The sequence below is a fragment of the Streptomyces sp. NPDC048142 genome (assembly GCF_043202835.1).
In the GTDB taxonomy this organism is placed as follows: Bacteria; Actinomycetota; Actinomycetes; order Streptomycetales; family Streptomycetaceae; genus Streptomyces.
In genome coordinates, this window is the sequence record NZ_JBIDBC010000048.1 from 1 (window position 1) to 14,206 (window position 14,206).

Below are 14,206 nucleotides of genomic sequence, written 5' to 3' on the forward strand. Positions count from 1 at the left end.
GGCGAGGCTTCTTCTTCCCCATGCTCTCCATGATGGACATCCTCCCGGGGACGAACCCCTGATCTCGAATGTCCGTCAAAGCGGATCAAGCCCAGACTGTCCCCACGGAGCAGCAGGTGTGGCTGCGGGACCCGCGCGCGGGAGTGGCGGGCACGGCCGTCGGTCCGTCCCTCGGCAGGCTCGGCAGGCTCGGCAGCCGACGGTGCCCCGGCAGTGTGAGCCGGGGCACCGCGACGGGAGGCAGTCGGGTCAGCTGGGCTGGTCGCCGGTGTAGCGGTAGATGTTGCGGTTGGAGTTGACGCCCCACACCGTGCCGTCGGCCGCGGCGCCGATATCGGTGAGGGAACCGGCGACGCTCTCCCACGGGCTGGTGTCGTTGTTGGTGTAGCGGTAGATCCCGCCGTTGGCGTTGACGCCCCACACGTTGGTGCGGGATCCGACGGCGATCCGGGACAGTGAGCCGCTGATCTTGACCCAGTTCGTGGTGCCCTGGTCGCCGGTGTAGCGGTAGATGTCGCCGTTGCGGTTGACGCCCCAGACGGTGCCGTCGGCCGCGGCGCTGATGTCGGTGAGGGAGCCGGGGATGTTCACCCACGGGTTGGCGTCGTTGTTGGTGTAGTGGTAGATCCCGCCGTTGCTGTTGACGCCCCACACGTTGGTGCGCGACCCGGCGGTGATCCGGGAGAGCGAGCCGCTGATCTTGACCCAGTTCGTGGTGCCCTGGTCGCCGGTGTAGCGGTAGATGTCGCCGTTGGAGTTGACGCCCCACACCGTGCCGTCGGCCGCGGCGCCGATGTCGCTGAGGGAGCCGGGGATGTTCACCCACGGGCTGGTGTCGTTGTTGGTGTAGTGGTAGATCGCGTCGTTGGAGTTGACGCCCCACACGTTGGTCCTGGACCCGGCGTCGATCGCCTTCAGCGACCCGGAGATCTGCTTCCACTCGGACATGTCGTGCCCCCTTGTTCGTGCTGGATGTTGCACGGGGACTTCTCGGCCGGTGGAAGGAGGGACAAACAGCCCAATGGGCCGGACACCGGCCTGGATCATCTGAAAATAGGCGTTTGGTCTGTCTCCTCTCCGTGGGAAATGGGCGGCGAGACCGAAGGCCAGGCGCTGATTGGCCGGAAGACCTTTGACACCTTCGGGTGGCTTCCGCGGACCGTTGTGGACATCCCGCACGCGCAGCCCATCGCACAGCCCACGCGCATCCCCTGGGCGACCCGCCGGCCCAGCAGCCACGACGAGGAGGACAAGGGAGTTGCCTCCCGCTGAAGGGATTTCCTACGGAAAGGATCTCCTGCTGAAGGGGGCTCCTGCTGAAGGGAGGCAGGGCTGAGGGCTGCCAGGTCGATCGTCAGTCGCCTTCGGTGTAGGTGCGGTCGAACCAGGCGATGAACTCGTGCACCGTGCCGATCTTGGCGACCCGGTCGTGCAGCGCCTTCTGGTCGTGACCGCTCAGGAACCAGCCGAGGGTGACCGGTGCTCCGCAACCGCAGCCGCACGTCCGCGCCGCGTGCGGGGACTCGAAGTACGTCACCGGGTTGCGGACCGGATCCACCGGCTGGGACTTTCCGACGTACGCGTCGTGAACCGGGTGCCCGGTCTCCAGGTAGCGGCCCTCGATCGCCCGACGGCCGCCGGAGGCCGAGGTCAGGCTCTCGATCTCGATCGCCTGGCGCACGATGCCCTGCGCGGACAGCAGCGCGTACTGTTCCCGGTCGGCGCGCTCGCCGAGGACCCAGCACCCCCGGTTGGCGCGGAACAGGGCTTCGTCGTCCATGCTCGGGTGCCAGCCGACGTGGTCACGACCCAGCTGGTCCTCCTGCGGATCGACGTCGCGCATCGCCCCGAGCGTGATGTGGATCATGTGGGCTCCTATAGTTGGATAACCAGGACCCCTTGCCCTGCGAGTATCCACATCCTGATGCACTCATCCCATGGTTTCAACCCGCAGAGCACCGTGACTGCTGTGAAGGGGCTTGAGGCTGTGGGGAGTTGGTGCTTTGGAATGGCGGACGGCCGCTCCTCGCGGGCTCCTCGGCGTCGTGCTGGCGGCAGTGGCAGTGGCAGCGGCGGTGTCAGTGGCAACGGAGGTCGGGTCAGCCCGTGATCAGCCGAGGCCACGCGAAGTCCGTGTTGTCCACCACCGCGTCCATCCTCGGCAGCGGGTCCACCTCCCCGAGGTACAGGCGCTCCGCCACCAGGTAGCGATCGCGGTGGATCGCCTCCGCGTCCGAGCCCGCCCAGTTCTGGTCGCGCTCCGCGCCCCGGCGCACGGAGAGTTCGGCGTCCACGTCCAGCCAGATGCGGAAGTCCCAGTACGCGTCGATCTCGGGGCGGAACGCGAACACGCCGTCCACGATCAGCACCGAGTCCGGGGTGAGCGGGGTCGTTTCGGCCGCATGGCTCTGCTGCGTCAGCGGGTCGATGGAGCAGAGCGCGCAGGACCCGGCTTCCGGGGAGCGGCCGGGGTCCAGCAGGAGGCGCTTGGCCGCGTCGTAGTCGTACGCGTTGCGGTAGTAGCCCTCGCCCGACTCCCGGTCGTACAGGTGGCGGTCCTTCCACGGGTTCTTGAAGTCGTCCAGCGTGGCCCGGAGCGCCGGGCGGCCCGACGTCGCTATGTGCGCGGCCAGTTCGTGGCCGAGGCTCGTCTTCCCCGCTGCCGTGAAGCCGTCGATACCCACGAGCAGTCGGCCCGCACCGACGGCCAGGATGCGTTCTGCGAGTGCTTCGGTCAGGGCGCTCCGCTCGGCCGACACCCGTGCGGGGAAGGGCTGTTGCCAGGTCGAGGGGGAGTGGTGCACGGATGCTGCGTCAGTGGGTCCCATCGGCTGATCCTCGCAAAGGCTCCTGCCGGGCTCTCAGGTGGGCCCGTTCGCCCTCGCGACCGAGGAGGGCGAGAAAGGAACACGACGAGGAACACGACGAGGAAGACGAGGGTTCTACGGTCCGGTCGTCGTCGGGGCCGAACCGGCGCGGCACATGCGTGTCGAACTCGGCCGCCCCGCCCGGCTTCAGGACCGGCGTCCGTTCGCCCAGGAACAGCCGCAGCCGCCGGCCAGTACGTACAGCCATACGTACAGCCATACCTACGGCCGCTGTCCCGGTCCTTCCCCGAAGGGATGTACGACCTGGTGGCCGTCGGCTACTTCCACACCCCTGTGGAGGAGATCCCCCGCGAGCAGGCACTCCGCCGAGCCGCCGATGCCGTCGCCCCGGTGGGCTCCTGGTGCCGGTCGAGCACGTCTCGCTCGCACCCTGGTCCTGGCGGGACGGCCACGAGGACGTACGGTTCCCCGCCCTCGACGACGTACGCGCGTCCCTGCGGCCCGGCGACGGATGGCGGACCGAGCGGTCCCACACGCCCTGGCGGACCGCCACCGGGCCCGGCGGCGAGACGGCGACCGTGTCCGTGTCCGTGTCCGACAAACGTCATCGCCGTCCGGCACGCCGACCCCTGTGACCGAGCCGCCCGCCGACCGCCGCGCCCTCGCCCGAAGACCTCAGCCCGCGACGATGTCCTCGTACCCGCCGATCTCGCGCGGGTCCCGCGTCCCCGGGCCGATGTACGTCGCCGACGGGCGCACCAGGCGGCCCGTGCGCTTCTGCTCCAGGATGTGCGCCGACCAGCCCGCCGTACGGGCGCACGTGAACATCGACGTGAACATGTGCGCCGGGACCTCCGCGAAGTCCAGGACGATCGCCGCCCAGAACTCGACGTTCGTCGCCAGGACGCGGTCCGGGCGCCGCGCGTGCAGCTCCTCCAGCGCCGCCTTCTCCAGCGCCTCCGCCACCTCGAAGCGCGGCGCGGCCAGCTCGCGGGCCGTGCGGCGCAGGACGCGGGCGCGCGGGTCCTCGGCGCGGTAGACGCGGTGGCCGAAGCCCATCAGGCGCTCGCCCCGGTCCAGCGCCTGCTTCACGTACGCGCTCGCGTCGCCCGTACGCTCGATCTCCTCGATCATGCCGAGGACCCGGGACGGGGCGCCCCCGTGCAGCGGGCCCGACATCGCGCCGACCGCGCCGGACAGCGCCGCCGCGACGTCCGCCCCGGTCGAGGCGATGACCCGGGCGGTGAACGTGGAGGCGTTCATGCCGTGCTCGGCCGCCGACGTCCAGTACGCGTCGACCGCCTTCACGTGCTTCGGGTCCGGCTCGCCGCGCCAGCGGATCATGAACCGTTCCACCACCGACTGCGCCTTGTCGATCTCGCTCTGCGGCACCATCGGCCGTCCCTGGCCGCGCGCCGACTGGGCGACGTACGACAGCGCCATCACCGCCGCCCGTGCCAGGTCGTCGCGGGCGGTCGCCTCGTCGATGTCCAGCAGCGGCTTCAGGCCCCAGACGGGGGCGAGCATCGCCAGCGCGGACTGTACGTCGACCCGGATGTCGCCGGAGTGCACGGGGATCGGGAACGGCTCGGCCGGCGGCAGACCGGGGTTGAACGCCCCGTCCACCAGCAGCCCCCACACGTTCCCGAACGAGACATGGCCGACGAGATCCTCGATGTCGACCCCGCGGTAGCGGAGCGAACCGCCTTCCTTGTCCGGTTCGGCGATCTCCGTTTCGAACGCGACGACTCCTTCAAGACCGGGTACGAAGTCGGACATCAGGCGGCTCCCTCAGTTCGGCGGGCGGCGTGCGGGCGTGCGTGCGGCGTGCTGTGGTCGGCGGCCATGGCGTACGTGGCGTACGTGATGTACCTACGTACGTGGAGCAGGTGCGGGAAAGGCCGCGCTGCACGAAGACCACAGGCCTGCCCCAAGATATTGGCGGGTTCCCACGGAACGGGGAAGCGTGACATCCGGCACAGGGCCCCCTTTCGACGCCACGTGATTACGGGCCCTCCCCGCCGGGCAGACTCGGCCACTGCGGCAGGATGGGCCCGTGCCCACACCAGATCACTCCGTGCCGGTTCCGGATCATGCTGTGCCCGCACCGGATCACGCCGCCCATCAGGCTCCTTCCGACGAGCCCTCCCGTAGCTCCGCGGGGCCCTCCCGTACCGATTCCACCACCGATCCGGCGGCCATGCGCGAGCAGTACCGCTCGGAGGACTTCACCGAGCGTGACCTCAGCCCCGACCCGATGGACCAGTTCGCCCGCTGGTTCCGCCAGGTCGCCGCCGGCGGGGTGCTGCACGAGCCCAACGCGATGATCGTCTCCACCGCCACGCCGGACGGCCGCCCGTCCTCGCGCACCGTGCTGCTCAAGCAGTACGACGACCGAGGCTTCGTCTTCTTCACGAACTACGACTCCCGCAAAGGGCGCGAGCTGGCCGCCAACCCGTACGTCTCGTTGCTCTTTCCCTGGCACCCGATGGCCCGCCAGGTCATCGTCACCGGCACCGCCTCCCGTGTCTCCCGCGAGGAGACCGTCGGCTACTTCCGTACCCGCCCGCACGGCTCCCAGCTCGGCGCGTGGGCCAGCGCCCAGTCCACCGTCGTCGGCTCCCGCGAGGAGCTGATCACGCGGTACGAGGAGCTGGCCACGCGCTATCCGGAAGGCGAGAAGGTGCCGGCCCCGCCGCACTGGGGCGGCTTCCGGGTGGTGCCCGAGGCGATCGAGTTCTGGCAGGGGCACGCGAACCGGCTGCACGACCGCCTGCGGTACGTCAGGGAGGGCGAAGGGGCGTCCGGCGTGTGGCGGGTGGAACGGCTCTGCCCGTAGCCGGCCGGCACCCGCGTCAAACGCAGAAACCCGCAGGCTCTGGTTCCTCCGTGCACAGAGGAGCCGGCCGGACTTACCGGCGAGCCTGCGGGTCGGTGACTGCTGGGGATTGGCCGGCGTCCGGCCATGCACTGCAAAAGAGTGCGACGACGGGCGTCAGCCCGCAGTCACCTCACGAGTCCGAGAAGAAATCACTTCCGGAACACCTCCTTTCCTGTGTGCCCACAGCCTAGGAGCGCCTCGGATCGTGGTTCAAGCGAATTATCCGGTGACGGTCCTTCTCACTCGGTGACGTTCTTTCCGGGCGGTGTGTCCGGCGGTACGTGTGAGGGTCAGGGCGGAGCGAACCTTCCGCAGGCCGACGAACGTGAAGCCGGTGACGTGTCCCCGTTACCACGCAGCGTCGAGCCGCCGGCGAATCTCCCCGCGCGGGAGGGCCCGATCGGGCCCCGGCGCTGCCCCGGCGCGACCCGGCGCATGGCGCGAATCCATCGGTAGGCCGCCGGGAGGGTGCCGGTGGGAGAAATGATTTCGGTGAAGTTGATGTGTGCTGGGTCACGTTCGAGTTGAATGGTCTGACGTGTAGCAATACGCGCGGCGACGCGTGGGAAAACAGCCGACACGTTCTGCGGGGGGTGCGGAGTGGGTGCTTCCAGGAGCAGCGGGACCACCGACGAGCTCGGGCCGGACGAGGATCCCGGCGGCGGGCCGCCGGGCTGCTCCGCGGACCCCGGGTCCGCGGCCGGCGAGGACGGGATCCCCGGTGCGCCCGCCGGGTCCGAGCTGCTGGCGGCGCTGCTCGACGGCATGGACGCGGCGCTCTGTGCCTTCGACGCCGACGGCACGGTCACCCACTGGAACCGCGAGGCCGAACGCGTCCTCGGCTGGTCGGCGGAAGAGGCTGTGGGGCGCAGCGGCTTCGCGGGCTGGGCGGTGCGCCGGGCCGACGCGGACGAGGTGCGGGCGCGGCTGATGTCGGCGATGGACGCGCCGGGGCGGCAGGTGCACGAGTTCGCGCTGCTGCGCAAGGACGGCGGCCGGGTGCTGGTGCGGACCCAGTCCGCCGGGGTGCGCGGCGCGGACGGGAAACCGGCCGGGGTCTACTGCGCGTTCAGCGAGGTGCACGCCCGGATCGACCTGGAGCGGGCCATCGCGCTGAGCGAGGCGCTGCTGGAGGACGCGTCCTGGGGCGTGGTCCTCGTCGACGTCGACCTGCGTCCGACGGTCGTCAACGCCTACGCCTCCCGTGCGCTCGGCGGTGGCCGCACCACCCTCCTCGGCCGACCGCTCGGCGAGCTGGTGACCCATGGCGTCGAGGAGCTGGAGGCGGCCCTGCACCACGTGCTGGCCGAAGGAGCCCCGAGCGCCCCGGCCGAGCTGTGGGTGACGCTGCGGACGGCGGAGGGCGAGCGCCGCCGGTGCTGGCGCAGTGGATTCCTGCGGCTGGCCTCGCCGCTGACGGAGGAACCGGTCCCGCTCGGGGTGGGCTGGCTGTTCCGGGACGTCACCGCCGACCGGCTCGCGGAGCAGGAGGCCGACCGGCTGCGGTTCCGGACGAGCCAGCTGCACCGGGCCGCCCGCACGGCCTCCGAGTGCGAGGACCCGATGGAGGCGGCGACCTCCCTGCTGGACTTCGCGCTCGCCGGGTTCGCCGACCACGTCCTGGTCGATCTGGTGGCGGGCGAGCGCCTGGTGCGTACGGTCGCCACGCCGTTCGACGCGCCGGGTCCGTGTCTGCTGGTCGCGGGGGGATCCATCCCGGTCCGTTACGATCCCGGACACCCGGCCCTGCGGTCGGTCGAGCGCACCGGCACCGTCCGTACGAGCGCGGCCGCCGGGGACGCCGGGTCGGCAGCCTGGGCCACCGAACGCCGCTGGCCCCGGGACGCGGCGCACGCGCTCTGCGCGGTGCTCCGCAGCCGGGGCCGGACGCTGGGCGTGCTGACCTTCCTCCGCGCGGCGAACCGGGCCGCCTTCGAACGCCCGGACACGGCGTACGCGGAGACGGTCGCGGCCCGGGTCGCGGGAGCGGTCGACCTGGCCCAGGTGACGGCGGAACGGTAGGAGACCGGACCCGCTCGGCCGACTGCCGACTGCCGACTGCCGACTGCCGACTGCCGACTGCCGGCCCGCAGCCGGGCGAGGCGCTGATGGGCGGGTATCCGCCGGGGCGTCTGGGTGCCGGGGCGCGGGGGCGGGCCCGACGCCCGGTGCTCACCTCGCGTGCGGCGTGCTTCCGGCCACCCGCCGGGCCACGGCGGCAAGGGCGCACCGGGGCCAGCACCCACCGGACAGGGGTATGTGTCTCACCCGGATTTTCCCGCTCTTCCCATCGGCGGGGGCGTCCCCATGCCCCCGCGCGCCCAGCTTGCGCTGGGTGAGGACGGAAGGACAAAGACGGGAACAGGCAGCGGCGGGAGCCGCTGCCTGCCTGCTTCCGGCAGCCAGCCGGATCCGTCCTCACGCCGCGTGCAGCGCCAGGGTCGGGGAGAGCCGGGACGCCCGGACCGCCGGGTAGAGGCCCGCCACCGTGCCGATGACCAGCGTCGCGCCGAAGCCGCCGCCGACCGCCCAGGGCGGGACCACCCAGGGCAGCCCGCCGGAGTGCGCGTACACGCCCGTGGCCGCCGCGCCCAGGGCCACGCCCGCCAGGCCGCCCAGACCCGACAGCATCAGCGACTCCGTGACGAACTGGATGCGGATCTGGCCCCGGGTCGCGCCCAGTGAGCGGCGCAGGCCGATCTCGTACCGCCGCTCCAGGACCGAGATGATCATGGTGTTGGCGACTCCGACGCCCCCGACGAGCAGCGCGATGCCGCCCAGGCCCAGCAGCAGACTGCTGAACGCCCCCTCGGTCGCCGCCTTCGCGCGGAGCGCCGACGACGGGTCGGTGACCTTCACGTTCTGCGGGCTTCGCAGGTCGATCGTCGCCGCCAGCACCTTGCGTACGTCCTGCACCGCCGCGTCCGTCGAGCGTTCGTACACCGACGTCGGGTGGCCCTCGAAGTCCAGCAGGCGCTTCGCGCCCTCCCAGCCGACCAGGGCGGAGCGCTCGATCTCCGGGGCGAGGGGGAGCGGGGCCAGGATGCCGGTGACCGTGAAGTACCGGCCGCCCACCCATACCTGCTGTCCCGGCCTCGTGATGCCGAGGCGCTCCGCCGACACATGGCCGAGCACGACCGAGGGGTAGCGGCCGGTCGCCGCGTTCAGCCAGCTGCCACTGCTGACCTCGCCGCGCAGGACGCGGAGCAGGTCGGCCGTCGTCGCCTTGACCGCGATCCCGCCGGTATCGCCCTCGTCGATCCTCTCGTTGCGGCGTACGGTCGCGTTCAGGTCAGCCGTCGCGCCGACGTCCTGGACGCCCTTGATCCGGCCCACCATCCCCACCGATTCCTCGGGCAGCTTCACCTCCTGTCCGGCGAACATCGAGTCGCCGGGGGAGGCGACGAGGAGGTTGGTGCCCAACTTGTCGAGTTCGCGAAGCAGTTGGGCCTGGCTGGAGGCGGAGATGCCGACCACCGAGATCATCGTGGCGATGCCGATGGCGATGCCCAGTGCGGAGAGCACCACCCGCATCGGGCGGCTGCGCAGGCCGGACGAGCCGACGTGAGCCACGTCCCGGGGGCCGAGGCGTGCCGCCTTCAGCCGGCCCTGGCCCCGGCCGCCCGAGCCTGTGCCCCGGCCGCCCGTGCCCGCGCCCTTGCCGTCCCGGTCCGTGCCTGCGGCCTTGTCACCCGTGCCCGTGCCCGCGCCCTTGCCGTCCCGGTCCGTGCCTGCGGCCTTGTCACCCGTGCCCGTGCCCTTGCCGTCCCGGTCCGTGCCCGCGTCCCGGCTCACAGCCCCGCTCCCGTCGCGGACGCCCCGGGCGTGGTGGCGTCGTTCCGTACGTCCGCGACCACCTGGCCGTCCCGGATCCGCACCTCGCGCGGCAACTCCCGCGCGATCTCCGTGTCGTGCGTGATGACCGCGATCGTGGCCCCCTCCCGGTTCAGGTCCCGCAGCAGTTCCATCACCGCCGCCCCCGACTCCGAGTCGAGCGCTCCGGTCGGTTCGTCGGCCAGCAGCAGCGCGGGCTCGCCGACCACCGCCCGAGCGATGGCGACCCGCTGCTTCTGGCCGCCGGAGAGCTGGTGGGGCCGGTGGCCGAGGCGGTCCGCGAGGCCGACCCGGTCCAGCGCCTCGGCCGCCCTGCGGCGGCGTACGGAGCGGGAGAGGCCGGAGTAGAGCAGGCCTTCCGCCACGTTGTCGCGGGCGCTGACACCCGGCACCAGGTGGAACGCCTGGAAGACGAAGCCCACGTGCTGGGCCCGCAGCGCGGAGAGCCTGCGGTCGGAGAGCGCCGCCACGTCGTGGCCCGCGATGTGGACGGAGCCGGCGGTGGGGCGGTCCAGGGTGCCGATGATGTGCAGCAGCGTGGACTTGCCGGAGCCGGAGGGGCCCACGATGCCGAGGAGTTCGCCCTCCTCGACGGTGAGGTCCACCCCGCGCAGCGCGGCGACCGGGCCCGGGTACTCCTTGGTGACGCCGGAGAGGGCGACGACCGTACGCGCGCCGGGGCCGGGGCCTGTACGCACGTCGAGGCCGAGGCCGAGGCCGGGGCCCGCGTTCGCCCCGGGGCCGGTGTCCGTACGCGTACGAGCGCCGGGGCCCACGTCCGTACCGGAGCCGACGGCGCTCGTACCGGAGCCCGCACCGGTGCCCCGACCGGGCGCCGCGTCCGCACCGTGCCCCATGTCCGTACCCACGTAACGGCTCATATCTTCGGCACCCCCACCTTCGTGCCCTCGCGCAGACCGCCGCCGGACACCTCGACCCGGCCCTCGGCGAACATGCCGAGCTCGACCTTGACCTCACGGACCGTGCCGCCCCGGACGACCTGGAGGCCGAAGCCGCCGCCGGGCAGGGCGAGCAGCGCGTTCACCGGGACCGTCAGGACGTCTCTGCGGGTCTCGCCCGTCAGGTTCACCGTGACCGGCGACTGGTCGAAGCCTTCGACGTCGTCCGGCTCGTCGAAGGAGACGGTCAGGGTGACCTTGGGGCTGTCGTCCTGCGGGTCGTCGCCGGGCTTCGCGGTCCGGCCGACCGAGGAGACCTTCCCGGGCGCGGTCGTGCCGTCCGGCAGCTCCACGGTGACCTTCGTGCCCGCCTTCGCCAACTGGCTCTCGGCCACGTCCAGCTGAAACGTCACGATGCGTTCGGAACCGGTCGTCTCCAGGACCGGGGCGCCGGGCTGGGCCTGTTCGCCCACGCCCGCCCCGATGCTCTTGATCCGGACCTTCCCCGGCGCGAACGTGACGTCCGCCGGCCCGACCTTCCCGGTCTGCTTCGCGTCGTGGGACTTCTGCCAGCGCTTGACGGCCGCCGCCGTCAGCTCGGTGTACTCCTCGTCCGGGGTGAAGCCCGTGTAGCCCAGCTCCGCGAGGTTGCGCTCCAGCTGCTCCACGTCCCGGCCCTTGTCGCCCGCCTTCAGCGTCCGGTACATGGGCCCGGAGCCGTACATCAGACGCACCGGCCGGCCGTCGATCTCGTACAGCCGCTCGTTCCGCTCCACGGTCGAGCCGGTGCGCGGCGTCCAGGTCATGGTGCCCGCCGCGCCCGCGTTGACCTTGCGCTCCCTGTCGTAGCCGAGCGTCCCGTCGGCCTGGGCGTGGTCGCGCAGGTCACCGCGTTCGACCGGGACGGTGGCCGGGGGCAGGCCGGTGTTCTTCGCCCCGCCGGTCTCCTCGTCCGAACCGAGCCGTGTGAAGGCGAGCGACCCGGCCGCCACGGCGAGCACCACCGCCACCGCTGCCGCCACGGCCCGTCCCCGCCTCATCGGCCGGCGCTTTCGCACGCCTTGTTGGCCTTCTCGAACTTCTTCATGTCCTTCGGCTCCAGCGCGGGCGCCGCCCGCATCGCCCCGCCGTCGAACTTCGGGTCGGGCATGTCGAAGCCGTTCTTGCGCATGCACCGGGCGAAGGCGACCATCTTGTCCTTCTCCGCCTGCGTCAGCTCCTTGGCCCCGCCGCCGACCGCCTTGTCCTCGCAGGCCTTGAACGCCTTCTCCATCTCCTTCTTGCTCAGGGATCCGCCGTCGACGGTGATGCCGACGCCGTCCTGGCCCGGCTTCGGTTCGGGGATGTCCAGGCCCTGGTCACGCAGGCACGTGCGGTGCTCCAGTGCCTGGTCCTCCTTCGTCTTCTTGGTGCCGGAGGCCGATCCGCCGTCCTTCGTGCCGCCGCCGCCCGAGCACGCGGTGGCCGTCAGGGCGAGGGCGGCGGCCATCGCGCAGGCCGCGGCGAGGGAGCGCCCGCGCGAGCGCCCACGCGAGCGTTCTTGCCGGCGTCCTCGCGAGCGCGCGGCGGTCCGGCGGGACAGGGTCTGGTCCATGGGGGCTCCTCGTCGGTTGCTGACAGGCCGGGTACGTCGGCTGGTTCGGCTGGTTCGGCCACGTCGGCCCGAGCGTGCGCGAGGACGCCGTTTCGTTTCTCTCAGCCCGGATGCTTACACCGACGAAACATCGCTTTCGGGTACACAGGGCCCATGCGCGTGCTGGTGGTGGAGGACGAGGAATTCCTGGCGGAGATGATCGCCGAGGGGCTGCGCCGTGACGCCGTCGCCGTGGACGTCGCCCCCGACGGGCGGGCGGCGCTGGAGCGGCTGCGGTTCGGCGCGTACGACGTGATGATCCTCGACCGCGATCTGCCGGGGCTGCACGGCGACGAGGTGTGCCGCCGCGTCGTCGCCCTGCGCCTGCTGACCCGGATCCTGATGCTCACCGCCGCGGGGACGGTACGGGACCGGGTGGCCGGCCTCGGGCTCGGCGCCGACGACTACCTGACCAAGCCGTTCGCGTACGACGAACTCCTCGCCCGGGTCCTGGCCCTCGGCCGCCGCGCCCGCCCCGCCCTCCCTCCCGTCCTGGAACGGGCCGGACTGCGGCTGGACACCGCCCGCCGCCAGGTCTGCCGCGACGGGCGCTTCCTCTCCCTCTCCCGCAAGGAGTTCGCCGTGCTGGAAACCCTGCTGCGGGCCGAGGGCGCGGTCGTCAGCGGCGACGACCTGATCGAGGAGGTGTGGGAGGAGGACACCAGCTACCGCACCAACGCGGTCCGCGTCACCCTCTCCAAACTCCGCGCCAAACTCGGCGCGCCCCCGGTGATCGATACGGTCCCGGGCGTCGGCTACCGCATCGGGGACGGCCCCGCGGCGGATACGGGGAGCGCCCGGTGAACAGTGAACGCACCCGTCTCGCCGCGCTGTACGGCGGACTGCTGGTCATGGCCGGCGTCCTGCTCATGGCGATCGTCTACCTGCTGGTCAGCGAGGGCGTGTACGCCAGCATCGTCACCGCCGTCGCCCCGGCGGTCCCCGCCTCCCGGCTGGACGCCGCCACCGCCCCCGCCCTGCCCTCGTCGGACTGGGCGCGGACCACGATCCTCGAACCCGGCCAGATCGCCGTCGCGCAGAAGGTCGGCACCGCCGCCGGGGACGCCGCGCTCAACCAGCTGCTGACCGTCTCCGGGGTCTCCCTCGCCGTCTACTCCGCACTCTCGGTCGCCCTCGCCTGGTGGATGGCGGGCCGGGTGCTGCGGCCGGTCGGCGTCATCACCGCCCGCGCCCGCCGGCTGTCCGGCTCCAACCTGCACGAACGGCTCGCGCTGAAGGCTCCGCCCGGCGAGCTGAAGGAGCTGGCCGACACCTTCGACGGGATGCTCGACCGGATCCAGGAGCTGGTCGCCGCCCGGCAGCGGTTCGCCGCCAACGCCGCCCACGAACTGCGCACCCCGCTGGCCGTGCAGCGGGCCGCCGCCGAGATCGGGCTCGCCGACGACCCGCCGCCAGAGAAGGTCGCCTGGATCCGGGACAAGCTCATCGACACCGCGGCGAGCAGCGAGCGGCTCATCGAGGGGCTGCTGCTCCTCGCGGTCTCCGACGAGGGGCTGCGGCGGCGGGAGCGGGTCGCCCTGGACGAGACCACCACCACGGTCACCGAGGCCCTGGCCGCCGAGGCGAAGGAACGGGACATCACCGTCGAGGTGACGGCCCGGCCGGTGACGGTCGAGGGCGACGCGGTCCTGCTCGACCACCTCGTGCACAACCTGGTCGCCAACGCGCTGCGCCACAACCATCCCGGCGGGACCGTACGCGTCCGGGTCGGGCCGGGCGGCCTGGAGGTCGCCAACACCGGGCCGGTGGTGGACCCGGCGACCGTGCCGCTGCTGTTCGAGCCGTTCCGCCGCGCGCGGGCCCGCCGTCATGGGCCCGGCGAGGGCGCGGGCCTCGGGCTCTCCATCGTGGCGTCGGTGGCACGGGCGCACGGCGGGGAGGCCGGCGCGAGCGCCAACCCGGGAGGCGGGCTGACGGCCCGGGTCGTGCTGCCGACGCGGCCTCTGGAAGTCCGTGCTGCCGAAGCGCCCCCGTCGGTCCGTGCTGCCGACGCGGCCCCGGAGGTCCGTGCTGCCGAGGCGCCTCCCGGGGGTCGTGCTCGGACGCGCCCCCCGGAGGTCCGTGCTCAGTGACGGGGTTCAAGTGACGGGGTTCAAGTGACGGGGTTCAG

Annotated in this window: 13 protein-coding genes and 1 pseudogene; 5 read left to right on the forward strand and 9 right to left on the reverse strand. The window is 72.2% G+C overall.

The annotated features are described in order from the left end of the window. Positions 1-249: 249 nt before the first annotated feature. From ACGF2Y_RS34370 to ACGF2Y_RS34385, 4 genes and pseudogenes are all read right to left on the reverse strand, one after another. Complete coding sequence (locus tag ACGF2Y_RS34370; protein ID WP_392955529.1) at positions 250-948, reverse strand: tectonin domain-containing protein; 699 nt, start codon at positions 946-948, stop codon at positions 250-252. Between the two features lie 406 nt (positions 949-1,354). Continuing rightward, positions 1,355-1,867, reverse strand: coding sequence for a hypothetical protein (locus tag ACGF2Y_RS34375; protein ID WP_392955531.1), 513 nt, complete (start codon positions 1,865-1,867; stop codon positions 1,355-1,357). Between the two features lie 232 nt (positions 1,868-2,099). Further along, positions 2,100-2,828, reverse strand: coding sequence for a uridine kinase (locus tag ACGF2Y_RS34380; protein WP_392955535.1), 729 nt, complete (start codon positions 2,826-2,828; stop codon positions 2,100-2,102). After that, positions 2,815-3,080: pseudogene (locus ACGF2Y_RS34385) on the reverse strand (hypothetical protein); the annotation flags it as partial. The pseudogene ACGF2Y_RS34385 and the gene ACGF2Y_RS34380, both read right to left, overlap by 14 nt. A gap of 149 nt (positions 3,081-3,229) precedes the next feature. Here ACGF2Y_RS34385 and ACGF2Y_RS34390 point away from each other — a divergent pair. Then, the gene (locus tag ACGF2Y_RS34390; RefSeq protein WP_392955537.1) at positions 3,230-3,463 is read left to right on the forward strand and encodes a hypothetical protein; all 234 of its coding nucleotides are present in this window, start codon (positions 3,230-3,232) and stop codon (positions 3,461-3,463) included. 40 nt (positions 3,464-3,503) lie between these two features. Here ACGF2Y_RS34390 and ACGF2Y_RS34395 read toward each other — a convergent pair whose 3' ends face one another. Continuing rightward, entirely contained in the window at positions 3,504-4,607 is a 1,104-nt protein-coding gene (locus ACGF2Y_RS34395) for a citrate synthase 2 (protein ID WP_392955539.1), read from the reverse strand. A gap of 421 nt (positions 4,608-5,028) precedes the next feature. Here ACGF2Y_RS34395 and pdxH point away from each other — a divergent pair, with 421 nt between their 5' ends. Next, positions 5,029-5,667, forward strand: coding sequence for a pyridoxamine 5'-phosphate oxidase (pdxH, locus tag ACGF2Y_RS34400; RefSeq protein WP_392955589.1), 639 nt, complete (start codon positions 5,029-5,031; stop codon positions 5,665-5,667). 642 nt (positions 5,668-6,309) lie between these two features. Next, the gene (locus ACGF2Y_RS34405) at positions 6,310-7,731 is read left to right on the forward strand and encodes a PAS domain-containing protein (protein ID WP_392955541.1); all 1,422 of its coding nucleotides are present in this window, start codon (positions 6,310-6,312) and stop codon (positions 7,729-7,731) included. 396 nt (positions 7,732-8,127) lie between these two features. Here the strand turns inward: ACGF2Y_RS34405 and ACGF2Y_RS34410 are convergent, their stop codons facing one another. From ACGF2Y_RS34410 to ACGF2Y_RS34425, 4 genes are all read right to left on the reverse strand, one after another. Beyond that, complete coding sequence (locus ACGF2Y_RS34410; protein WP_392955591.1) at positions 8,128-9,312, reverse strand: ABC transporter permease; 1,185 nt, start codon at positions 9,310-9,312, stop codon at positions 8,128-8,130. Positions 9,313-9,500: 188 nt separating this feature from the next. Beyond that, positions 9,501-10,241, reverse strand: a complete 741-nt coding sequence (locus ACGF2Y_RS34415; RefSeq protein ID WP_392955593.1) for an ABC transporter ATP-binding protein — start codon at positions 10,239-10,241, stop codon at positions 9,501-9,503. Between the two features lie 179 nt (positions 10,242-10,420). Continuing rightward, positions 10,421-11,482 carry an efflux RND transporter periplasmic adaptor subunit gene (locus tag ACGF2Y_RS34420; RefSeq protein WP_392955543.1) on the reverse strand — a complete coding sequence of 354 codons (1,062 nt, stop codon included), beginning with the start codon at positions 11,480-11,482 and terminating at the stop codon, positions 10,421-10,423. Continuing rightward, positions 11,479-12,036, reverse strand: coding sequence for a hypothetical protein (locus ACGF2Y_RS34425; protein WP_392955545.1), 558 nt, complete (start codon positions 12,034-12,036; stop codon positions 11,479-11,481). The genes ACGF2Y_RS34420 and ACGF2Y_RS34425 overlap by 4 nt, the downstream gene beginning before the upstream one ends. 153 nt (positions 12,037-12,189) lie before the next feature. Here ACGF2Y_RS34425 and ACGF2Y_RS34430 point away from each other — a divergent pair, with 153 nt between their 5' ends. Next, positions 12,190-12,879 (forward strand): response regulator transcription factor, encoded by a 690-nt coding sequence (locus ACGF2Y_RS34430; RefSeq protein WP_392955547.1) that lies wholly within the window; start codon positions 12,190-12,192, stop codon positions 12,877-12,879. Further along, positions 12,876-14,168: a sensor histidine kinase gene (locus ACGF2Y_RS34435; protein WP_392955549.1), complete on the forward strand. Its 1,293-nt coding sequence runs from the start codon at positions 12,876-12,878 to the stop codon at positions 14,166-14,168. Before ACGF2Y_RS34430 ends, ACGF2Y_RS34435 begins: the two co-directional genes overlap by 4 nt. Positions 14,169-14,206 lie beyond the last annotated feature (38 nt).